Genomic DNA, 22,548 nt, shown 5'->3' with positions numbered 1-22,548 from the left:
ACCGGGCGTTGAGTCAGACAACCGAGGGGTTCCGATCGTAGGTTTCGACTGAGATCAGGCCGGCCAGGAACGGGTTGGAAACACACCGCCGACTGATTCGTTAAATCTTAGCAAAATCGCCGATTTCCGGCAATGTTGCGGCGCCGAAATATCACGGTTTGGACCGCGCGGATCAAGTTCCGAGTGTCCCGTCGGCGCTGGGCCCGGAGGGCGGACAGGTCCCCGCGCTCTAAGTCCCCGCAGACAGGGCGTAAAGTCGACAGGGCGTAAGTAGACGGGGCATCAGGCGGCGCCCGGAAGAGTCTCGGCGATTTCCGGCGCGGCGATCCGGTCGGGCAGCAGGAAGGTCACCGTCGTCCCCTGACCGAGCGCGGACTCGATTTCGACGCTTCCCCCATGCAGGTCGATCAGTCGCTTGACGATGCTGAGCCCGATTCCGGCACCCTCGGTCGTCGTTCCGGGGCCGGCCCCGCCGCGGCTGAACAGCTCGAAGGCGGAGACCACGTCGGCCGGTGACATGCCCCGTCCGGTGTCGCGGATGGCGACCACCACGGCACTCGGCGTCCGCTTGGCCTCGATGGCGATCGCGCCGCCCTTCTGGGTGTACTTGACCGCATTGCCCACGAGATTCAGCAGGATCTGCTCCAGGGCATTGGGGTCGGCCCAGACACTCAATCCGGAGACCTCCGCGCTGACCTGAAGCGCCTTCGCCTCGATCGTCTCCTTCAGCAGGGACAGGCAGGTCGCCACCGCCTCGTCCAGATCGACCGTCTCATGATGGAGGTCGTAGCGGCCGGCGTCGAGCCGGGCGACGTCGAGGATGCTGTCGATCAGCGAGCGCAGATGGTCCCCGCCGGTATGGATCTGCCGGGCATAGTCCCGATAGCGGTCGGTGGCGGCGGCGTCAGAGCCGAAGGTCTGCAAGGCGATCACCTCGGAGAAGCCGAGGATCGCATTCAGCGGCGTGCGCAGGTCGTGGCTCATCTGCGCCAGGAACTCGGTCTTGGCCCGGTTGGCGCGGTCCGCCTCGTCCCGGGCGATGCGCAGCGCCTCGGTGCGCTGGTTCAGCGTCTCGTGATTGGCCACGAACTGGCGGAACACGGTGCGGACCCGGACGACGATCCACCCCAGCGACAGGACCGCGACCGCCAGGATGACGATCATCGGCAGGCGCAGGCTGCGCAGGAACTCGGTACCGGGCGTCGGGCTTATCCAGGTCAGCCGGGCGACGGTGCCGCCGTCCACGCCGGTCAGGTCGAGCGCCGCCGTCTCGGCCCCGGAAAGGGGCGCGAGCGCCAGACCGTTGACCCTGTAGTCGGCCGCGAACCCGTCCAGCATTTCCTGGTCGACCTGCCGCAGGTAGATCAGCACGACCGGCCCCCCCTTGCGGATCGGCAGGCCCGGCCGATTCTCCCATTTCGCCACCGCCGCAGCCGCCATGAACACCCGATCGTCGATCCGCAGGTAGGTCTGCTGCGCTTCGGGACGTTTCTCCACCGGGCCGGCGCCACCTCGGGCGGCACGGGACAGCGCGACGAGTTCAGGGGGAAGGGACAGCAGACTCCCCTCGATCTCGAGATCCTCGGCGGCGGAGATCACGTAGGGCTCATTCGAGCCGTCGATGACCAGCGTGACGTCGACCCCCAGATTCTCCCGGGCATAGAGGCCGACATTGTCCTCGATCCACACCGGGTCCGGCTCGACGACCACGAATTCCACGAAGGCGTCCCAATAGGCATAGTCCGACGCCCAACCGCCCAGTTCCTGCCGGTTGCCGTCGATGATGCTGCGCACGGTGTGGCGCATCGCGCTGACGGCCTGACGGTCCTGGGTTTTCGCGGCGAACCAGGCGACGGCGAAGACGGCGAGGACCAGGACGGCGATCAGCGCGACCACGGGCAGCAGGAGCCCGAAATGCGGTGCCGCGGAGCCCTGCGCTCCCGTCATCGTCCCAGGCTTCATCCCTCGACCATGTACTCCGGTGAACCTGATCGTCGCCGAACGTGCATCCGACGACACCTGTCGTGACGCCAGAGTCGGTTAGATTTCCTTCAGTTTCCTTAACTTTCGAAAAATACTGAACTCAATTCGTATGCGACATTACCGAGATCAGCCGGGCTTGCGCGCCTGGAAGGACAGGCTGAGCGGCAGAACCGGGTCGGTGCCGTCCGGCCAGGTATGGATGTCGTCTCCGCGCCTCACCAGGCTCGGCAGCAGCGCCCAGACGATCTGCGGGTGCTCGTGCAGAAACTCGAAGACCAGCCCGGCCGACGCCACGGAGGTCACGATCTCCGAGACCGGATGCGCCCATTCGTAGGTCCGGGTGTTGGTGGTCTTGTGGTCACTGCCGTAATCGTCGGGATCATCCAGTTCGATCGGTGCGGCGTCATGGAAATACGGGTACTTGGTCTTCAGCCGCCCGGCCGTCGGATCGCAGGCGCCCGGCCCCTCGTCCCAGACATAGGCCATCGGGTGGCAGTCGGCGAAGTAGAGCCGCCCGCCGGGTTTGAGGAAATGCGCCGCCACCCGCGCCCAGCCGGGCAGGTCGGGCAGCCAGCAGATCGTGCCCCAACTGACGAAGACCATGTCGAAGCTGCCGGTGATCAGCTCGGGCGCGGCGTAGAGGTCGCCCTCGACGAAGGTCGCCGCCAGACCGGTCTCCTCCGCCAGGGCACGGGCGGCGCGGATCGCCTCGCCGGAGAAGTCGAGCCCGGTCACCGTCGCCCCGCGCTGGGCCAGGGTCAGGGTGTCCAGGCCGAAATGGCATTGCAGGTGCAGGACGGAGAGCCCGGCGACGTCGCCGATCTCTCCCTCCACGATGGGATCCAGCCGCCTGTTCCCCGCGCGCAGCGCGTCGATCGAATAGAAGCCGGACGTCAGGTGGGGCTGGACCAGTTCGTCCCATTTAGCACGATTGGCCTCGCGAAACCGGTCCATGCCCCTGCCCCGCCGTCGGCGCCTTCTTAGAACGGGATCTCGTCGTCCAGGTCGCTCGGCCCGCCCATCGGGGGCTGGCCGCCGCCGCCACCCGACGATCCGCCGCCGTAGCCACCTCCGCCGGAGGAGCCGCCGCCATAACCGCCGCCCGACGACCCGCCGCCGTAATCGTCGCCGCGGCTGTAGTCGCCGCCGCCGCCACCCTCACCGCGGCCGCCCAGCAGGGTCAACTCGCCGCGATAGCGCTGCAGCACGACCTCGGTGGAATAGCGCTCCTGGCCGCTCTGATCGGTCCATTTCCGGGTCTGGAGCTGGCCCTCGATATAGACCGAACTGCCCTTGCGCAGATACTGCTCGGCGATGCGGGCCAGGTTCTCGTTGAAGATCACCACGCGATGCCACTCGGTGCGCTCCCGCTGCTCACCGGAATTCCGGTCGCGCCAGCGCTCCGAGGTGGCGATCGCAAGGTTCACGATTTTCATGCCGTCCTGGGTCGATCGCACTTCCGGGTCGCGGCCCAGATTGCCGACCAGGATCACCTTGTTGACGCTGCCCGCCATGTCTCTCGCTCTCTTGTTGTTCCGATCCGAGCCCCATGGTGCGGTCCATGGAACGGTTTGGGCGACAATCCCACAGGCGGCGTCCGGGCGCAAAGACTGCCGAACGGCGGTGCCGGGAAAATGCCGAGCGTGGGAATCCGGGCGAAACTCCCGATGTGGTTTCACCGCCACTACGTTGACATGCTCGATGCCGATCCGTAACGATCCGAGTCGCGGTACCGCTCCCGGCAAGCCGCTGAAGTTATCCACAGCCTTGCCCCGCGGAGCGGGGACCATACTTACTGATCATATTCGCACAGGTGGTCATACCCGGTCGCCATGTACTATATTTGTTCTCCCTCTCCGACTTTCGAGGACCTGATGGCGCCCGACTCGTCTTTGCCCAAGCCCGCCGCCGAGGAGCAGCGGGCGATCCGCATCCGCGGTGCCCGCGAGCACAACCTGCGCAATGTCGATGTCGACCTGCCGCGGGACAGCTTCGTCGTGCTGACCGGGCTGAGCGGGTCCGGCAAGTCCTCCCTCGCCTTCGACACGATCTATGCCGAGGGCCAGCGCCGCTATGTGGAGAGCCTGTCGGCCTATGCCCGCCAGTTCCTGGAACTGATGCAGAAGCCCGACGTGGACCTGATCGAGGGCCTGTCGCCGGCGATCTCCATCGAGCAGAAGACGACCTCGCGCAACCCGCGCTCCACCGTCGGCACGGTGACGGAGATCTACGACTATCTGCGGCTGCTCTTCGCGCGGATCGGCGTGCCCTACTCGCCGGCAACCGGCCTGCCGATCGAGAGCCAGACGGTCAGCCAGATGGTCGACCGGATCTGCGCCCTGCCCGAGGGAACCCGCCTCTACTTGCTGGCCCCGGTCGTGCGCGGCCGCAAGGGCGAGTACCGCAAGGAACTGCTGGAGCTGCGCAAGCGCGGCTTTCAGCGCGTGCGGGTCGATGGCGAGCTGTACGAGATCGAGGACGTCCCGGCGCTCGACAAGAAGCGCAAGCACGACATCGAGGTGGTCGTCGACCGTCTGGTGGTGCGCGAGGGGATCGAGACGCGGCTGGCGGATTCCATCGAGACGGCGCTGGATCTGTCCGACGGTCTGCTGTTCGCCGACGACGCCGACAGCGGCGAGCGGCACACCTTCTCGGCCAAATTCGCCTGCCCGGTCAGCGGCTTCACCATCGACGAGATCGAGCCGCGGCTGTTCTCGTTCAACAACCCGTTCGGCGCCTGCCCGACCTGCGACGGGCTCGGCAGCCAGATGTATTTCGACGAGCAGCTCGTGGTGCCGAACCCGAAGCTGAGCCTGAAGGCCGGCGCCATCGCGCCGTGGGCCGGCTCGTCCTCGAAATACTACGCCCAGTCGCTCAAGAGCCTGGCGAAGCATTTCGACATCTCCCAGGACACGCCGTTCGAGGATCTGCCCGAGCAGGCCCGCAAGGGCATTCTTTTCGGTACCGGAACGACCCCGGTGACCATGACCTTCGACGACGGCCTGCGCAGCTACAAGACCAACAAGCCCTTCGAGGGCGTGATCCCGAACATGGACCGGCGCTGGAAGGAGACCGACAGCTCCTGGGTGCGCGAGGAGCTGGGTCGCTACCAGTCCGTCGCCCCCTGCGAGGCCTGCAACGGTCAGCGCCTGAATCCGGAGGCCCTGGCGGTGAAGATCGCCGGGCTGAACATCTCCGAGGTGACCGAGTTCTCGATCGGCACGGCCGTGACCTGGTTCACCGACCTGTCCGGAAGCCTGACCACCAAGCAGGGCGAGATCGCCGAGCGGATCCTGAAGGAGATCAACGAGCGGCTCGGCTTCCTGAACAATGTCGGCCTGGAATACCTCACCCTGTCACGGTCCTCTGGCACCCTGTCCGGCGGCGAGAGCCAGCGTATCCGGCTGGCCTCGCAGATCGGCTCGGGCCTGACCGGAGTGCTCTACGTGCTGGACGAGCCCTCCATCGGCCTGCACCAGCGCGACAACGACCGGCTGCTCGCCACCCTCAAGCGGCTGCGCGACCTCGGCAACACGGTGATCGTCGTCGAGCATGACGAGGACGCGATCCGCGAAGCCGATTACGTGGTCGATATGGGGCCCGGCGCCGGCGTCCATGGCGGCACGGTCGTCGCCGCCGGCACCCCGGCGGAGGTCATGGCCAACCCGGCCAGCCTGACCGGCAAGTATCTCGCCGGCTTCGAGCAGATCGAGATCCCGAAGACCCGGCGCAAGGCGCGGAAGGGCAAGCAGATCGCCCTGACCGGGGCGACCGGCAACAACCTGAAGAACGTCACCCTCAAGATCCCGCTGGGAACCTTCACCTGCATCTCCGGCGTGTCCGGCGGTGGCAAGTCGACCCTGGTCATCGAGACCTTGTGGAAGGCGCTCGCCCGGCGGCTGCACAATGCCCGCGAGCATGCCGCTCCGTTCGAGCACCTGGCCGGGCTGGAGAACATCGACAAGGTGGTCGATATCGACCAGTCGCCGATCGGCCGCACACCGCGTTCGAACCCGGCGACCTATTCCGGCGCCTTCACCCCGATCCGCGACTGGTTCGCCGGCCTGCCCGAAGCGAAGGCCCGCGGCTATGCGCCGGGCCGCTTCTCCTTCAACGTGAAGGGCGGGCGCTGCGAGGCCTGCCAGGGCGACGGCGTCATCAAGATCGAGATGCACTTCCTGCCCGACGTCTACGTCACCTGCGACGTCTGCAAGGGCAAGCGCTACAATCGCGAAACTCTCGAAATCACGTTCCGAGACAAATCGATATCGGACGTTCTTGATATGACGGTTGAGGAAGGCGCTACCTTCTTCAAGGCGGTACCGTCGATCCGCGACAAGCTGGAGACCCTGGAGCGGGTCGGGCTCGGCTATGTGAAGATCGGCCAGCAGGCGACCACCCTGTCCGGCGGCGAGGCGCAGCGGGTGAAGCTGGCCAAGGAACTGTCGCGCCGGGCGACCGGGCGGACGGTGTACATCCTGGACGAGCCGACCACCGGCCTGCATTTCGAGGATGTCCGCAAGCTGCTGGAGGTGCTCCAGGCGCTGGTGGAGACCGGCAACACGGTGATCGTGATCGAGCACAACCTGGAGGTCATCAAGACCGCCGACCATGTGGTCGATCTCGGTCCCGAAGGCGGAGACGGCGGCGGCCGCATCGTCGCCCAGGGCACGCCCGAGGAGGTCGCGGCGACGGAAGGCAGCTACACCGGCGCCTATCTGAAACGCTACCTGCGCCCGGCCCAGGCGAAGAAATCGGCGTAGGGAGAGGAGCTGACGCAGGCCTGAGCGGACGAACCGTTCCTGCCCGTCCCTCTCTTTCGTCCCATTCCAGCTCAATCACTCCCCGGCCGTGTGTGTTCAGCCCGGAGAGATAGCGGACAGGTGTTCGGGGAGATGGTTGACACTTTAGGCATGTGATCAGCGCGGGAGGCTGGGCATGCCGTGGAGAGAGGTGTCTGCCATGGAACAGCGTCTTGAGTTTGTGACGCTTGCGTTGTCGGAAGGGGCGAACCGTCGGGAGTTGTGCCGGCGTTTTGGGATCAGTGCGCAGACGGGCTACAAATGGCTCCGGCGGTGGCAGGATGGGGCGGAGAATCTGTGTGACCGCTCGCGGCGGCCGCATGGGAGCCCGGCGCGGACAGCGGCGGGCGTGGAGGCGGCGATCCTGGCGGTGCGCGATGCGCACCCGGCGTGGGGAGCGCGCAAGATCGCGCGCTGTTTGAGCCGCGAGGGTCTTGCCGCACCCGCCCCGTCGACGGTGCATGCGGTGCTGCAGCGTCATGGTCGGATCGGTGGCGGGAGCGGCGGCGACAACCATCACTACCGGCGCTTCGAGAAGCCGGCGCCGAACCTGCTGTGGCAGATGGACTTCAAGGGCCGCGTGCCGCTGGCCGGCGCCGGCTGGTGCCATCCGCTGACGGTGATCGACGATCACTCGCGCTACGCGCTTTGCCTTGCCGCCTGCGGCGACCAGCGCACGGCGACGGTGCGCAGCGCCCTGGAAGGGGCCTTTTGCCGCTATGGCCTGCCCGAGGCGTTCTTCCTCGACAACGGCTCGCCCTGGGGCGGCGGCGTGCCGGGACAGTGGACGCCGCTCGGGGTGTGGCTGCTCAAGCTCGGCGTGGAGGTCATCCACAGCCGCCCCTACCATCCCCAGTCGCGCGGCAAGAACGAGCGCTTCCACCGCACCCTCAACGCCGAGCTGCTGGCCTGCAACCGGTTCCGCGACCTCGCCTGCGCCCAGAGGGCCTTCGATGCCTGGCGCAGCGTCTACAACACCCGCAGGCCGCACGAGGCTCTCGGTCAGGAGGTCCCGGCGACCCGATACGCCGTCTCGCCGCGTCCCTTCACCGATCCGCCGCCCGAGATCGTCTATGACGACGGCGAGACGCTGCGCACCGTCAACCAGTCCGCCAACATCAGCTTCCGAAACCGCCTCTGGCGCGTGCCCAAGGCCTTCCGCGGTGAACGCGTCGCCATCCGGCCACGCGACCACGACGGCCGGTTCGGCGTCTTCTTCGGCGCCAAGCGCATCGCAACTATTGACGTCAACAACGACGAAAACACTAATCCGGAAACCGTCAGCCATGTCTCCGAACAGGCGTCAACCTTCTCTCCGGGCTGAACACCGTGTGCCGGGGGGTGCGGAAGGTTCCGCGGCACTGAGGCCCGTCAGATGTTGAACACCTTGCCGTGGATCGGCATGGACGGCGCCACACCCAGTCCCTGGACGTAGTCGAACTGGGAGCGGCGGGCGGCGGTGGCCGCATCGAAGCTGGCGGCACCGTAGAAGTACCGGCGCATCTTGCCGGCCCGGTTGGCGACGCTGAATTCCTTCAGCTCCTTCGCCGTCTTGGGGGTCAGCGCGCCGACCTTGCCGCCATCGACCGCGACCGCCACCAGCCCGACCCCGCCGAGCTTGTCCGCACGCCGGAATGACAGGCTGAAATCCCCCACGAATCCAGCAAAGTATGGAGACAGGTAGGTGAAGATCGTGTGTAGCCGTCCCTGGGGCACGTCGTCCGGCAGGTCGCGGACCATCAGCATCATCCGCTGCTCGGCGATGCGCGGCAGCAGCTTGCAGACCTCCAGATAGGCAGATCGGAACCCCTTGGCCGCCACCGTCTCGAAATGGACCGGCACGATCAGCAGGGCGCGCATCTTCCGGCTGGCCGCGTCGGTCAGGGCGCGGCCGGCATGGGTCAGCACCATCCGGTCCAGTGCCGCCTCCACCGCTCCCGTGCCCGACGCGCCGTCCTCGCCCTGCCCGAGATCCAGGTCCTCCGGCACGTGCAGGTCGGCGTGGTAGCAGGAGACCAGGCGTTTGCGCACATTGGCGACCGGCCAGAAGCGCATGACCATCCGGTCCTTGGCCGCCTCGACCCGGGCTTCCTCCGCCCGTTCCGCGTCGCGCTGGGCCTCCTCGACGGATTTCTCCAGCTTGACCGGGTTCTGCAGGGCGGCGGTGTCGTCTCGCGGCACCTCGAAGACGACCGGGCGCACGGAGACCGCGTCCATGCCGGCACCGGCGCCGCTCAGCTTCGCATTGACCTCCTGGGCGATCTTGCGGGCCGTGATGTCGGCCTCCGGACGGCTCGCCTTGCCGAACAGCACGACGAACTTCTCGTCGTTCATCAGCAGGAAGACGTCGGAGGACGAGATGTGGCGCTTGATCACGCCCTCGGTCAGCAGATGGACCTTGTCCTTGATGCCCTCCCAGCTATCGCCGAACCGCGCCTTCAGGGCCTCGAAGCCGAGCATCTGCACGTTGCCGGCGATCAGCGCGTCGGCGGCGACCCGGTTCTCGCGAACGAAGGACAGGACTTTGGAGGTGAAATCCGCAGCATCGGCCGGGTCCAGCTTCTGCCGGTCGAAGGATTGCAGAAAGCCGGTTCTCTTCGTTTCGCGAGGGATTCCGCTTTCGTAGGTCTCTGACATGCCTTCCCCGGTAGGGCGTCCGGCCTCAAGAGGGGCCGCAGTCCGTCGGTCCGCTGGGTACACTACCGGAAATTTCGCCGCGATTTTAGGCGAAACCACGATATCTGGTCGCAGACCCGCCCTTGCGCCGTCGCCGGGCGGAGGTTATCTCCCGCACAGACTGCGAGGAAATGATGTCTATTCCCTTAACGCCCGGCTCCGGCGGCGCCGCTTCCACCGCTCCCGTCCATATCGTCGGCGGCGGTCTCGCCGGCAGCGAAGCCGCCTGGCAGCTCGCCCGCGCCGGCATTCCGGTGGTGCTGCACGAGATGCGCCCGACCCGCGGGACGGCCGCGCACCAGACCGAGCAGCTCGCCGAACTGGTCTGCTCCAACTCGTTCCGCTCCGACGACCACACCGCGAATGCGGTCGGCGTGCTGCACGAGGAGATGCGGCGCTGCGACTCGATCATCATGGCGGCGGCCGATGCCCATCAGGTCCCGGCGGGCTCGGCCCTGGCGGTCGACCGGGTCGGCTTCTCCGCCGCCGTGCAGGAACGCCTGGAAGCAAATCCGCTGATCACGATCGAGCGCGGCGAGATTGCCGGCCTGCCGCCCAAGGACTGGGACAGCGTGATCGTGGCCACCGGCCCGCTGACCTCCGACCCGCTGGCCGAGGCGATCCGCGAGCTGACCGGCGCAGACAGCCTCGCGTTCTTCGACGCCATCGCGCCGATCGTCCATGCCGAGAGCATCGACTTCGACACCGCCTGGTTCCAGTCGCGCTACGACAAGCCGGGTCCGGGCGGCTCCGGGGCGGATTACGTGAACTGTCCGATGAATGAGGAGGAGTACACCGCCTTCGTCCAGGCGCTGCTCGACGGCGACAAGATGGACTTCAAGGAATGGGAGGAGAGCACCCCCTATTTCGAGGGCTGCATGCCGATCGAGATCATGGCCTCGCGCGGCCCGGAGACCCTGCGTTTCGGCCCGATGAAGCCGGTGGGCCTGACCGATCCGCGCACCGGACGGCGGCCCCATGCGGTGGTCCAGCTGCGCCAGGACAATGCGCTCGGCACGCTCTACAACATCGTCGGCTTCCAGACCAAGCTGCGCTACGGCGAGCAGACCCGGATCTTCCGCATGATCCCCGGCCTGCAGAACGCCGAGTTCGCCCGGCTGGGCGGGCTGCACCGCAACACCTTCATCCACTCGCCCAGCCTGCTGGACGGCACCCTGCGGCTGAAGGCGGACCCGCGCCTGCGGTTCGCGGGGCAGATCACCGGGGTTGAAGGCTATGTGGAGAGCTCGGCGATCGGCCTGATGGCCGGCCGCTTCGCCGCCGCCGAGCGGCTGGGCCGAACGCCCGACGTGCCGCCGGCCACGACCGCCTTCGGCGCGCTGATCGGCCATATCACCGGCGGGGCGAATGCCGAGACCTTCCAGCCGATGAACGTGAATTTCGGCCTGTTCCCCCCGCCGGAGGAGCAGATCACCGCCAACGGTAAGCGCCGAAAGCTGAAGGGCACCGACCGCCGCAAGGCGCTGGCCGAACGGGCGCTTGCGGATCTCGACGCCTGGCTCGGTCGCCCGGCGGAAGCGGCGGCAGAGTAGCAGACGCTTCCCCGTCCCCCGGCGCGTCTCCCGGGCCTTGCGCCGGGGCCCAGGATGCCGCTCGAGGGAGCTTCGAACGCTTCCCCGAAAGTCGCAGCGGCTCCTTTCCTGGATCCCGGCGCAAGGCCGGGAAGACGGGCGGGCTGTGGGCTGGTCTGCTGCCTGCCTTACCCCAACCGGAACCACGCCGAGCGCACCGCGTGGCGCCAGGCGAGGCTTGCGGGGATGTCCGTCACGGCGGGCGACCGGGGATCGTCGCCGGCGCGGGCCAGGGTCGCCGACAGGTCCTGCGCGCGTGCCGCCAGAAGCCGCAGGACCCGGGCCGACCGGTGGCGTAGTGCGGGGTCCGACCGGGCCGCTTGTAGCTTCGCGCGGCCCCGCTCCAGGATCGGCCGACAGAGCGGCGCCAGATCGACCGATGCCGGCATATCCTTTATCCGCGATAGTGTTATCCCGGTTTCTTCAAGTAGTGACGCGGGTAGCGGTGCCCGGCCGCCCGACATCAGCGTGGGCAGGGCCCGCACCAGCCCGATCATCGCCCAGGCCGTCCCAAGCTCCCGGGCCATGGCCGTATCGGCGCCGAGGACCCGGGCCATCGCGACGGTCACGTCGCCGCCCGTGGCCCCGGCGTAGCGCTCCAGGGCATCCAGGTCGGCGGCCGGGTCGCCGGACAGATCGGCCTCGCGGGCATCGACCACTCGGCGCAGGTCGTCGAGCACGTCCGGATGGCGGTCGGCGAGCCGGGCCAGCGGCAGCACGACCTCATGGGCACGCGGCGTGCCCGCCTCGATGCCCTCGAAGGCTTCGCGCCACCACTGCAACCGGATCATCCCGATGGTCGGCTCGCTGACCACCTCGGCGGTCTTGGCGATCTCGTGATTGGCGGCGAGCACGGCGAACAGGCCGTCGCGCAGGTCCGGTGCGGCGAAGATCGACACCAGATAGCGCTCGCGGTCATGGCGCCGCACGATCTCGGCGCAAGCGGCGGTGTGGACGGCAAGGGTCTCGTCGATCATCGGCCCGGCCGACCGGCTCAGCCGCCGGTTTCGGGAATGAAGTGCTTGGCGAGCGCGATGCCCTGGCCCTGGTAGTTCGACTTGATGGCCTCGCCATAGACCATGTCGGTCTGGCCGTTGGCGATCCGCCGGTAGTCGAGCCAGCCGACGATCTGCCCGTGCTCCAGGGTGAAGGGCACGCCATAGGACCGCACCTCCAGCACCGCCCGGCTGCCCTGGGCCCGGCCGTCGACCCAGCCGAAGCCCGGATCGAAGAACCCGGCGTAGTGCACCCTGAACTCGCCCGACTGGCTGTCGAAGGGCAGCATCTCGGCGGCGAGGTCCGGCGGCACCGCCACCTCCTCGCGGGTGGCGAGGATGTAGAACTCGTCCTTCTCCAGGATCAGCCGGCCCTGGTCCCAGTAGAGCGGCTCCCAGAACTCCGCCACCGGATAGGCGCGCGGGCGGTCCACGTCGATCTTGCGGGCGTTCTTGCGGGCCTTGTAGCCGACGATGGCCCCCTGCCCGGCCCCCTGCAGGTCGATGGAGAAGGGTACCAGCGTGTCGCGCGGCGGGATCAGAGTGTCGCCCTCGGCCACCTTGGCGAAATGGCCGAGCGCATGGCGCTCCCGCACCTCCTTGGCCGACAACGTGCTGGCGCCGCGCTGGAAGCGGAGCTGGTTCAGGCGCGAGCCCTGGCTGACCACCACGCTGAACGACAGCGGCACCACCTCCAGGAACAGCTTGCCCTTGTACCCCTTGTCGATCCGGTCGAAGGCGGTGCCGCCGTCGGTGATCAGGCGGGTCAGGATGTCGAGACGGCCGGTGGAGCTCTTCGGGTTGGCCAGCGCCTCCACGTCATGGGGCAGGTTCAGGCTCTCCAGCAGCTCGATCACATAGACGCAGCCGCGCTCCAGCGCCGCCCCGCCGGTCAGGTCGAGTTCCGGACGGCCGTCGAGCTGGTCGATCTTCTCCATCACCGTGCCGCCCTGCCCCGGCAGGAAGCTGGCGCGTACCCGATACGCCTTGGGACCGAGGCGGAGGTCGAGGCTGGCCGGCTGGATCTGCGACGGGTCGACGGCGACCGCGCCCTTGATCTGGCCGTCCGCGATCATGCGCTCGATCTCCTGATACGGCAGGACACCGGTGGTCGGCTTGGCCCATTGCCCGCGCGCGCCGTCGCCGGACTGGATCAGGTCGCTCGGAGTATCGAAGTTCATCACGGAAACCCTCGTCGTCCGCCCGTATGGCAGTCGGTCATCCTAGCGCCGCCGTGGCCAGGGACAAAAACGCATTCGATGCCCAACCCATGCCCGCTTCCGTCCCGAGGAGCACGCGTCTTAACCGCCTGGGCGCACGGGGAATCGGCGGGTTGTCCCCGCTATCCACAGACATCAGCGCCATCGCCTATGTGAATGGCCGACCCGTGGGTCCGTCACTCAACCGGCAGCAGCGCCGCCGCGACCCGCCGGCCCTCGGCCAGCAGCAGGTTGAACGTGCGACACGCGGCACCGGTGTCCATGACTTCCGCCACGGGTCCCTTCTCGCGGATCTGGCGGCGTTTGGCCGGCGGCAGGAAAACCTGCTTCGTGCCGGTCCCGATCAGCAGGATGTCGAAACGGTTCTCGGCCTCCAGGACCGGACCGAGGCTGTCCAGGTTCAGTTCGGCCAGGGCGGCCTCGATATCGACGTCCCAGGGCTGGGTGTTCTCCGGGCGCACGATGACCGGGCCGGTATGGCTGACCTCTCCGATCCGGAACTTGCCGTCGCCGTAGCCGTGGATGATCTGCACGCCTTGGGCGACCATCGGCGTGATGTCGACCATGGACTAGCTCCCGTTCTTTGCCGTCCGTTCGTATTCCGGCACCATGCTCTCGTCGCCGGTATCGTCGTCACCCCGCCGCAGGCCGGTATAAAGCAGTAGCGGCACGGCGATGAAGATGGAGGAATAGGTACCGACCACGATGCCCCAGATCATCGCCAGGGCAAAATCGGCCAGCACGGCGCCACCGAAGAAGTAGATCGCAACCAGCGCCAGCAGCGTGGTCAGCGAGGTCATCGTCGTGCGCGAGAGGGTATCGTTGATCGAGAGCGAGAACAGCTCGGCCAGCGGCATGGTCTTGTAGCGCCGCAGGTTCTCGCGCACCCGGTCATAGACGACCACGGTGTCGTTGATCGAGTAACCGGCGATGGTCAGCACGGCGGCGACGGTCGCCAGGTTGAACTCGTGCTGGATGATCGCGAACAGGCCAAGGGTGGAAATGATGTCGTGGCTCAGCGCGACGATGGCTCCGACGCCGAACTGCCACTCGAAGCGGAACCAGATGTAGATCAGGATCGACAGCAGGGCGAGGCCGACGGCCAGGATCCCGGCCTCGATCAGTTCCTGACCGACGGTCGGGCCGACGAACTCGGTCCGGCGGAATTCCACATCCGACGGCAGGGCCTGGCGGACGATCTCGATCGCCTTGATCTGCTCGGCCTCCTCGCCCTCCTGACGCTGGATGCGGATCAGGACGTCGCGCTCGGACCCGAACTCCTGAAGGCTGACCTCGCCGAGGCCGAGGGCGCTCAGGTCAGAGCGCATCTGGGCGATGTCGGCAGGCTCGGTCGTCTGCACCTCGATCAAGGTGCCGCCCTTGAAGTCGATGCCGAAGTTCAGACCGATGCCGAGCACGGCGGCGATCGAACCGAGCACCAGGAAGGCCGAGAACGCGAAGGCGATCAGGCGGTATTTGACGAACGGGACCTTGGTCTCACTCGGAACGAGGCGGAGCGGCTTCATGTCTTCTCTCCCCTCAGATCGGCAGGCTGGCGGGCCGGCGGCGGCGCGCCCAGATCGCGACGAACATCCGGGTGACCATGATGGCGGTGAACATCGACGTCAGGATGCCGATGCCGAGCGTGACGGCGAAGCCCTTCACCGGCCCCGACCCGAGCGCGAACAGGAAGATCGCGGCGAACAGTGTCGTCAGGTTGCTGTCGATGATGGTGGTCAGGGCTCGGCTGTAGCCAGCGTCGAGCGCGTTGATCGGCGAGCGTCCGGCCGCCATCTCGTCGCGCACCCGCTCGAAGATCAGCACGTTGGCATCGACCGCCATGCCAATGGTCAGCACGATGCCGGCGATCCCCGGCAGCGTGAGCGTCGCCTGCAGCGCCGAGAGCGCGCCCAGGATCAGGACGATGTTCACGAACAAGGCGATGTTGGCGAAGATCCCGAACAGGCCGTAGGACAGGATCATGAAGCCGACGACCAGGACCATGCCGATGACCGCGGCGATCTCACCGGCGGCGATGGAATCCGCCCCCAGGCCCGGACCGACGGAGCGTTCCTCCAGCACCGTCAGCGGCGCTGGCAGGGCACCGGCGCGCAGCAGCAGGGCGAGGTCCTGGGCTTCCTGAACGGTGAACCGGCCGCTGATCTGGGCCGAGCCACCGAGAATCGGTTCGCGGATCACCGGTGCCGAGATCACCTTGCCGTCGAGCACGATGGCGAACGGCTTGCCCACATTCTCCGAGGTCGCCCGGCCGAAACGCTGACCGCCGGCGCTGTCGAATCGGATGGTGACGACCGGCTGGCTGGTCTGGTCGAAGGACGGCTGGGCGTCGACGAGGTTCTCGCCGCTCACCATGACCCGGCGCTCGATCACGATGTCGCCGCCTTCGAGCATCGGCAGGGTGCGCGCGCCCGGCGGCGGACGGTCCGCATCGGCCCCGACGGCGACCAGGTGGAAGGTCAGCTTGGCGGTCTGGCCGATCAGCTCCTTGATCCGCTGCGGATCGTCGATGCCCGGAAGCTGGATCAGGATTCGGTCGATGCCCTGGCGCTGGATCAGCGGCTCGCGGGTGCCGGTCTCGTCGACGCGGCGGCGGACGATCTCGATCGACTGCTGGACGGCATTGATCTTGATCTGCCGGATCGCCTCCTCGCCCATGGTCAGGGACACCCGGTTGCCCTCGACGGAGACCGTGGCGTCGCTGTCCAGCTCGGCGGCGATCTCCCGGGCACGCTCCAGATCGGAGGCCTCGCGCAGGGTGAACCCGGCCGAACCGCCCTCGACCCCGAGGCCGATATAGCCGATCCGGGCCTCGCGCAGGGCGCGGCGGGCGCCATCGACGATGGCTTCCAGCCGCTCCTGGACGACCACGTCGGCCTCAACCTCCAGCAGCAGGTAGGACCCGCCCTGGAGATCGAGCCCGAGGCTGATCTGCTTGCCCGGCACGCCCATCGGCAGGTCGTCGCCGATGCCCTTCTCCATCAGGTTCGGGGCGGCATACGCGACCCCCGCCAGGCAGACGAACGCCACAAGGATCGTCTTCCAGGTATCGAACTGCATCATGGGCAGGGTCTCCGCGGGGCTCGGGCTTGATCAGGCGATGCGCGGATCAGGTCTTGTCCGTCTTTTCCCCATCGGCGGCCGGCGCAGGCTCGGCCTCGGCGGCATCGTCGGCCGGAGCGGTCTCGGTCTTGCCGGCCTTCTTCTTCGGCGGCTTGCTCACCGGCTCACCCTTGCCGCGCACCTCCGCCAGCATGGAGCGCAGCATCTGCACCCGCACGCCCTCGGCGATCTCCACGGTCAGGGTGTCGTCCTCGTCGCTGACCTTGGTCACCGTGCCCATCAGGCCGCCATTGCCGACGATCCGGTCGCCCCGGCGCACGTTCGCCAGCATTTCCTTGTGCTGCTTCATCCGCTTCTGCTGCGGACGGATCAGCAGGAAGTAGAAGACGACGAAGATCAGCACCAGCGGCAGAAGCTGGACCAGGAAATCGCCGCCACCGCCACCGAGTGACTGCGCGTGGGCTGTCGAAATGAGCATGCGAAAATCTCCCGCGGACCGCATCCGCTCTCGTTAATCCCGCCATATATGGGGGCGCGAAGTGGCCGGACTATACTGACGGAGGCATGAAATGCAACGACGCGGCGGCGTCGGGCGCGGGACTGAACGGAACCCGCTTCTGTCCGCTGCTCGAACGGTCGCAGAGTCCGGCCGATCGACCTGAGGCAGAGTTCGCCGCCGCCAAACCCTCCGGCTACGCCTCGAACCAAGCGGCAAAGGTGAATGGGTCCCGCGACTTCGACTTATCGCACAGCCCTAAGGGCAGATATTCCCCTAAAAAATTTATACTCTCCTCGAGAAAAATTAGGCTTTTGTTCAGACAGTTACGCTAGTGCTCATAAGCGCGAAGGTCACTTGTATCTGATTAATGAAAAATTTATCAGGTATCCGACACAACGCGCGTCAACCGCACAGATCCGTACGAAGGAATAAGCAGAATGCAATCGACTGAGACGCCCCGCGTCGAGAAGGGCGCGGGCCCGCTTGTCCCCTCCTCCTGGTCGCCCGAGCTGCTGGTGGTCGACCCGGGAGTCGAAAATGTCGGCGCGCTGCTCGCCGGTATCCGTCAGGGGGTCGAGACTCTGTATCTGAGCCCGGCCGGTGACGCGCTCGGCCAGATCGCCCGCCACCTGGCGAACAGAGACGCGGATCTGTCGGGTCTGCACGTGCTGGCGCATGGCGCGCCTGGCGCGCTGCATCTGGCCGGGGAGCGGATCGACACGGACTCGCTGGACGCCTGGTCCACCGACATCCGGACGATCGCCCGCGCCCTGGCCCCAACAGCCGCCGTCCTGATCTATGGCTGCTCCGTGGGCGCTGGAGCGGAAGGCCGCGCGCTGACAGACCTGCTGTCGGCGCGGCTTGCCGCACCCGTGACCACGGCCGATGGCCCGGTCGGATCGGCCGATCTCGGGGGCGACTGGTCCCGCTTCGCCCCCCCCTCCAACCCGGTTCCAGCCGCCTTTTCCCCGGCCTCTCGGTCCGCCTGGCACGGCCTGCTGGCCCAGGTCACCCTGACCGCCGGAGACGACACGTTGAACCCCGGCGCGGGCGACGATGAGTTCGTCGCCTCGCTGTCGAACAGTCTGAATGCGTCGGACGTCCTGGATGGGGGCGACGGCAACGACACCATCACCATTTCGGCAAGCCATACCGTCACCCTGGGCGCGACGACGGTCGTCAATGTCGAACAGGTGACCATCACCAGCGGCAGCCAGAACATCGTTACCAACGATGCCACGGTCGGGGCCGGTCGGACGCTGACCGTCGATGCGAGCACGTTGACCGCCAACATGCTCTGGAACGGCCAGGCGGAAGCCGACGGCCACTTTGTCATCAAATCTGGAAGCGGCCGCGACACAATCACCGGCAGTGCGCTGGCGGACACGATCGAGGCCGGCGCAGCCAACGACACGGTCTCCGCCCGTGCTGGCGACGACCTGATTTCGGGCGGAGCCGGCAACGACACACTCTCCGGCGGCGCCGGAAGCGACACCATCCATGGCGGTGCCGACAACGATTTCCTGTACGGCATGGACGACAACGACACCCTCCATGGAGGGGACGGCAATGACGGCGTGTCCGGCGGAGACGGCGACGACCTTCTCTCGGGCGGTTCCGGCAACGACACTCTGATCAGCAGCAGCGGCAACGACATTGCCCGCGGCGGTGCGGGAAACGACTGGATCTGGGGACAGAAGGGTGACGATCACCTGTCCGGCGGCCTCGGCAACGATACGGTCTCCGGGGGAGACGGCGCGGATACGCTCTCCGGTGGTGCTGGCAATGACACCCATTCGGGCGGCAGCGGAACCGACATCATCCGGGGCGGTGAAGGCGCCGACATGCTGCTCGGCATGGCCCAGGCCGACACTCTCTCGGGCGGAGCCGGGGCCGATACGCTCAGCGGTGGGGCGGATACCGACGTGCTCGTCGGCGGCGCGGACGCCGATGTCTTCATTGGTTCCGAGAGCGATTTCAATGGAGATACGATCGACGACTTCTCCACGGGCGATCAGATCATCGTCAAGAACGCGGATCTTTCGTCCCTGAACAGCACCACCACGTCGGGGACGATCACGCTGACCGGCGGGCAGGAACTCACCCTGACCGGCATCACGGCCAGCACCGGCACGTTCAACGCCACCTATAACGGAACCAACACGACCATCAGCTACACCGCAGCCGCCCCGTCCGGCGGCGGGTCGGGCGGCGGCAGTTCGGGGGGCGGAAGTTCCGGCGAGACCAACACGATCGTGGTGACGCCGACCACGCCGACCACGCCAAGCTTTTCGACGACGGTCCAGGCCACGAACCTCAGCAACACCGGCAGTACGGGCGCCTCGACGGCGTTGCTGCAGAATACCGCCAACAACGGCAACGTGGTGACGGCCACACTGCCCCGGAATACCTCGCTCACCTCGGAGGGGCCGGCCACCGCTCAGAGCGGCAGCACCGCCCTGAACACGCTGACCCAGTCCATCGAGTCGCGTGAGGCTCCGGACGGGTCCGTGCTCGTGTCTCACGCGCGCAGCTATCTGACCACCCTGGCCGAGACCACGACGCTGGATGTGCGGACCATCGTGCCGACGACGACGGATGCGTCCCTGGTCACGCCGATCTTCCTGACCGGCACGGCCGGAGCCGGCCAGACGGAAGCCTTCGTCGTCGACATGCGCTCCCTGCCAACCGCCTCGACCGTCCATCTGGACAATATCGAGTTCGCCTCGGTCATCGGAACCGCGACGGTCGCAGGCGGGCTGGGAAGCAACTTCCTGACCGGCGACGAGAACATGCAGAACCTGACCCTCGGCGCCGATAACGATACTGCCTTCGGCGGCGGCGGAACCGATCTGGTCTATGGCAACGCGGCCGCTGACGTGCTGTACGGCAACCAATCCTCGGACACCCTGTTCGGCGGCCAGGACAACGACACCCTGTACGGCGGCCAGGACAGCGATGTGGTCAACGGCAACGCCGCATCGGACATTCTGTACGGCAACTTCGGCAACGACAGCCTCTATGGTGGGGCGGATTCCGACGGGCTGTACGGTGGCGCCGGCGAGGACAGCATCGTCGGCGGCGACGGCAACGACGCCCTCTACGGCGGTAAGGCCAGCACGCTGGTCGATGCCGACACGCTGTCGGGCGGCGCCGGGGACGACAGCCTCTATGGCGGCGAAGGCGTCGACTACCTCTACGGCGGCGACGGTGCCGACAAGTTCGTGATCGAGGAGAATAACGGCTACGACGTCCTGCTCGATTTCGACGGCATTTCCGGCGATCAGATCCAGATCGAGGCGAACGCCAACGGCTCGGACATCGACACGTTCGAGGAGATCCTGGCCAACGCGACGACCGTGGACGGTAATACGGAAATCAATCTCGGCGGCGACTATTACATCCGTCTCGTCGGGATCCAGGCCGACCAGCTACAGGAGAGTTGGTTCGGCTTCTTCTGACGCCCCGGGAACACCCCGTGCGCGGAGGTGAATAGGCGAATTGACCCGGGGTTTCTGCCTCGGTAACGTCCGCCGCCTCCGCGCGCGCGACCGCCGGCCCGTCCGGCCGCGCCACGGCACCGCCTTCGGTGACGATGCGGACACGTCTGGCGCCGCGATCGGTGCCGCCCTGGCCTTCACAACCCGGACCGCGACCGATGAGCCTTGACGCCGACACCCACGCCCTGCTGACCCGCATCGCCGACGCGCTGGACCGCCTCGCCCCGCCGCCCTCGGTGCCGAGCGACATTCATGCCGCCGACGGCTTCATCTGGAACGCCGAACACGGCCGCCTCGACCCGGTCAAGAAGATCAACCGGGTCGACATGAACCTGCTCAAGGGCGTCGAGCTGCAGCGCAAGACCCTGCTGGAGAACACCCAGCGCTTCGCCCGCGGCTTCCCGGCCAACAACGCCCTGCTCTGGGGTGCCCGCGGCATGGGCAAGTCGTCCCTGGTCAAGGCGATCCATGCCGAGATCAACGCCGAGACCCCGGGTGCGCTGGCCCTCGTGGAGATGCACCGCGAGGACATGGAGAGCCTGCCGCGCCTGCTGAACGTGCTGCGCGACGGCGACCGCCGGGCCATCGTGTTCTGCGACGACCTGTCCTTCGACCATCAGGACAACGCCTACAAGTCGCTGAAGGCCGTGCTGGACGGCGGCATCGAGGGTCGGCCGGACAACGTGCTGTTCTACGCCACCTCGAACCGCCGCCACCTGATGGCCCGCGACATGATCGAGAACGAGCGCTCCACGGCGATCAACCCGTCCGAGGCGGTGGAGGAGAAGGTCTCCCTGTCCGACCGCTTCGGCCTGTGGCTCGGGTTCCACACCTGCGACCAGGATACCTATTTCGCCATGATCGAGGGCTATGTGGCGGCCTACGACATCCCGGTGAGCGGCGACGAGCTGATCGCCCGGGCGCGCGAATGGTCGGTCACCCGCGGCTCGCGTTCCGGCCGCGTGGCCTGGCAGTTCATCCAGGACCTGGCCGGCGAGTTCGGCAAGAAGGTCGCGTAACGGCGATCTGGACGGAGGGACCATGCTCGAAAGCCTGACCCTCCTGCTCGCATGCCAGCTCGTCGGCGAGGTGATCGTCGCCTATTTCGCCATTCCGGTGCCCGGTCCGGTCGTGGGCATGGTCCTGCTGTTCATCGGCCTGTGCATCCGCCGCGGCGTCCCCGCTCCGCTGCAGCAGACCGCGAGCGGCCTGCTGTCCAACCTCTCCCTGCTGTTCGTGCCCGCCGGCACCGGCGTGCTGCTGCACGTGGCCCTGATCCGCGACGCATTGCTGCCGATCGGCGTCTCCCTGGTGCTGAGCACCCTGGTCGCGGTCGCCGTCACGGCACTCGCCATGGTCGGCTTCGAGAAGCTGGCCGGGCGGAAAGGGGGCGATGCGCCATGAGCGATCTCGGCACGATCTGGGTCTATCTTTCGTCCAGCCCCCTCCTCCACCTGACCCTGACCCTGGTCGCCTACCTGATCGGCGCGCGGCTCTACCGGCGGTTCAATCTGCATCCGCTGCTGAACCCGGTGCTGATCGCCGTGCTGATCCTGGTCACCGTGCTCCTGGTCACCGACACCGATTACGCGACCTATTTCGAGGGCGCCCAGTTCGTCCATTTCCTGCTTGGGCCGGCGACCGTGGCGCTCGCCATCCCGCTGTATAACCAGATCGAGCGGGTACGGCGCTCGATGGTGTCGCTGTTGAGCGCGCTGCTCCTTGGGTCGCTCTCGGCCGCCGGCAGTGCGGCGGTGATCGCATGGACGCTGGGCGCCAGCCCCGAGGTCGTGGCCTCGATCGCGCCGAAATCGGTGACGACGCCGATCGCCATGGGCATCTCGGAGAAGCTGGGCGGCCTGCCGTCGCTGACCGCCGTGCTGGTGATCCTGACCGGCGTACTCGGCGCCACCCTGGGACCGCTGCTGCTCAACCTGCTGCGGATCCGCGACTGGCGCGCCCGGGGTCTGGCGATCGGGGTCGGCGGCCACGGGATCGGCACCGCCCGGGCCATGCAGGTCAACGAGGTGGCCGGCGCCTTCGCCGGGCTCGCCATGGGGCTGAACGCCCTGGCCACGGCGATCCTCTTGCCCCTGCTCTGGGCATGGTTGTTCTGATCCCCATATAGGCAAAAGGAAATCGGGCGACGGAAACCGCGTGCTGGCGCGTTAACCGTCGTCTGCCCCCGACCAGGAGAAGT

At 67.2% G+C, this 22,548-nt stretch carries 17 protein-coding genes; 7 read left to right on the top strand and 10 right to left on the bottom strand.

The window, feature by feature from the left end; genetic code table 11:
* Window positions 1-282: 282 nt before the first annotated feature.
* From ACOQOP_RS06010 to ssb, 3 genes are all read right to left on the bottom strand, one after another.
* The gene (locus tag ACOQOP_RS06010; protein ID WP_420565418.1) at window positions 283-1,947 is read right to left on the bottom strand and encodes an ATP-binding protein; all 1,665 of its coding nucleotides are present in this window, start codon (window positions 1,945-1,947) and stop codon (window positions 283-285) included.
* 162 nt (window positions 1,948-2,109) lie between these two features.
* A complete protein-coding gene (locus ACOQOP_RS06005) occupies window positions 2,110-2,937 on the bottom strand; it encodes a class I SAM-dependent methyltransferase (protein ID WP_420565417.1) in 828 nt (275 codons plus the stop codon).
* 26 nt (window positions 2,938-2,963) lie between these two features.
* Window positions 2,964-3,497, bottom strand: coding sequence for a single-stranded DNA-binding protein (gene ssb / locus ACOQOP_RS06000; RefSeq protein ID WP_420565416.1), 534 nt, complete (start codon window positions 3,495-3,497; stop codon window positions 2,964-2,966).
* Window positions 3,498-3,857: 360 nt separating this feature from the next.
* On the opposite strand from ssb, the gene uvrA reads away from it, so the two are divergent.
* Window positions 3,858-6,746: an excinuclease ABC subunit UvrA gene (gene uvrA, locus ACOQOP_RS05995; RefSeq protein ID WP_420565415.1), complete on the top strand. Its 2,889-nt coding sequence runs from the start codon at window positions 3,858-3,860 to the stop codon at window positions 6,744-6,746.
* Window positions 6,747-6,921: 175 nt separating this feature from the next.
* Window positions 6,922-8,109: an IS481 family transposase gene (locus ACOQOP_RS05990; RefSeq protein WP_420565414.1), complete on the top strand. Its 1,188-nt coding sequence runs from the start codon at window positions 6,922-6,924 to the stop codon at window positions 8,107-8,109.
* A 47-nt stretch (window positions 8,110-8,156) separates the two neighbouring features.
* Here ACOQOP_RS05990 and ACOQOP_RS05985 read toward each other — a convergent pair whose 3' ends face one another.
* The gene (locus ACOQOP_RS05985) at window positions 8,157-9,422 is read right to left on the bottom strand and encodes a hypothetical protein (RefSeq protein ID WP_420565413.1); all 1,266 of its coding nucleotides are present in this window, start codon (window positions 9,420-9,422) and stop codon (window positions 8,157-8,159) included.
* 173 nt (window positions 9,423-9,595) lie between these two features.
* On the opposite strand from ACOQOP_RS05985, the gene trmFO reads away from it, so the two are divergent.
* The gene (gene trmFO / locus ACOQOP_RS05980; RefSeq protein ID WP_420565412.1) at window positions 9,596-11,014 is read left to right on the top strand and encodes a methylenetetrahydrofolate--tRNA-(uracil(54)-C(5))-methyltransferase (FADH(2)-oxidizing) TrmFO; all 1,419 of its coding nucleotides are present in this window, start codon (window positions 9,596-9,598) and stop codon (window positions 11,012-11,014) included.
* 167 nt (window positions 11,015-11,181) lie between these two features.
* Here trmFO and ACOQOP_RS05975 read toward each other — a convergent pair whose 3' ends face one another.
* The 6 genes from ACOQOP_RS05975 to yajC all read right to left on the bottom strand — a co-directional run bounded on the left by ACOQOP_RS05975 (window position 11,182) and on the right by yajC (window position 16,827).
* A complete protein-coding gene (locus ACOQOP_RS05975) occupies window positions 11,182-12,030 on the bottom strand; it encodes a phytoene/squalene synthase family protein (RefSeq protein ID WP_420565411.1) in 849 nt (282 codons plus the stop codon).
* A 17-nt stretch (window positions 12,031-12,047) separates the two neighbouring features.
* Window positions 12,048-13,229 carry a 2'-deoxycytidine 5'-triphosphate deaminase gene (locus ACOQOP_RS05970; RefSeq protein ID WP_420565410.1) on the bottom strand — a complete coding sequence of 394 codons (1,182 nt, stop codon included), beginning with the start codon at window positions 13,227-13,229 and terminating at the stop codon, window positions 12,048-12,050.
* Between the two features lie 215 nt (window positions 13,230-13,444).
* Window positions 13,445-13,834: an Mth938-like domain-containing protein gene (locus tag ACOQOP_RS05965; protein WP_420565409.1), complete on the bottom strand. Its 390-nt coding sequence runs from the start codon at window positions 13,832-13,834 to the stop codon at window positions 13,445-13,447.
* Window positions 13,835-13,837: 3 nt separating this feature from the next.
* Window positions 13,838-14,794, bottom strand: a complete 957-nt coding sequence (secF, locus tag ACOQOP_RS05960) for a protein translocase subunit SecF (protein WP_420565408.1) — start codon at window positions 14,792-14,794, stop codon at window positions 13,838-13,840.
* A gap of 13 nt (window positions 14,795-14,807) precedes the next feature.
* A complete protein-coding gene (secD, locus tag ACOQOP_RS05955) occupies window positions 14,808-16,349 on the bottom strand; it encodes a protein translocase subunit SecD (RefSeq protein ID WP_420565407.1) in 1,542 nt (513 codons plus the stop codon).
* 46 nt (window positions 16,350-16,395) lie between these two features.
* Complete coding sequence (yajC, locus tag ACOQOP_RS05950; RefSeq protein WP_420565406.1) at window positions 16,396-16,827, bottom strand: preprotein translocase subunit YajC; 432 nt, start codon at window positions 16,825-16,827, stop codon at window positions 16,396-16,398.
* A 458-nt stretch (window positions 16,828-17,285) separates the two neighbouring features.
* On the opposite strand from yajC, the gene ACOQOP_RS05945 reads away from it, so the two are divergent.
* The 4 genes from ACOQOP_RS05945 (at window position 17,286) to ACOQOP_RS05930 (ending at window position 22,465) form a co-directional block, all read left to right on the top strand.
* On the top strand, window positions 17,286-20,309 hold the full coding sequence (locus tag ACOQOP_RS05945; RefSeq protein ID WP_420565405.1) for a DUF4347 domain-containing protein: 3,024 nt from the start codon (window positions 17,286-17,288) through the stop codon (window positions 20,307-20,309).
* 197 nt (window positions 20,310-20,506) lie between these two features.
* Window positions 20,507-21,367: an ATP-binding protein gene (locus ACOQOP_RS05940; RefSeq protein WP_420565404.1), complete on the top strand. Its 861-nt coding sequence runs from the start codon at window positions 20,507-20,509 to the stop codon at window positions 21,365-21,367.
* 22 nt (window positions 21,368-21,389) lie between these two features.
* Window positions 21,390-21,752, top strand: coding sequence for a CidA/LrgA family protein (locus tag ACOQOP_RS05935; protein WP_420565403.1), 363 nt, complete (start codon window positions 21,390-21,392; stop codon window positions 21,750-21,752).
* Window positions 21,749-22,465, top strand: a complete 717-nt coding sequence (locus tag ACOQOP_RS05930) for an LrgB family protein (RefSeq protein WP_420565402.1) — start codon at window positions 21,749-21,751, stop codon at window positions 22,463-22,465. Before ACOQOP_RS05935 ends, ACOQOP_RS05930 begins: the two co-directional genes overlap by 4 nt.
* The last annotated feature ends 83 nt before the right edge of the window (window positions 22,466-22,548 follow it).

It is taken from the genome of Thalassobaculum sp., assembly GCF_965223715.1.
Taxonomy (GTDB): domain Bacteria; phylum Pseudomonadota; class Alphaproteobacteria; order Thalassobaculales; family Thalassobaculaceae; genus Thalassobaculum.
This window is presented reverse-complemented; position numbering and strand designations above follow the sequence as displayed.